Raw genomic sequence first — 289 nt, 5'->3', positions numbered from 1 at the left:
GATTTATGCAGGGGCCTGCGGGAGTTTTCTACAGACAGTTTGCATTTACATTGGCCATTGCGATCATGATTTCTGCGGTTAATGCATTGACATTAAGTCCTGCTTTATATGCCATGTTCTTAAATGACCCTCAGGGTGAGCACGGAGAACACGGTAAAAAAACAGGTGTCGGAGCAAGATTCTTTAATGCTTTTAATACCAGTTTTAATAATTTAACTAAAAAATACATTTACAGCCTTAAGTTTTTAATTAAAAACAAATGGGTAGCCGTAGGAGGACTGGTATTAAT

At 37.4% G+C, this 289-nt stretch carries 1 protein-coding gene; it reads left to right on the top strand.

Going from position 1 to position 289, the window contains the following annotated elements:
• On the top strand, nucleotides 1-289 hold a 289-nt coding region (locus ACPYOJ_RS35100; RefSeq protein ID WP_481420344.1), incomplete at both ends, for an efflux RND transporter permease subunit.

It is taken from the genome of Rhizobium sp. SVR5-9E (assembly GCF_056755095.1).
This window is presented reverse-complemented; position numbering and strand designations above follow the sequence as displayed.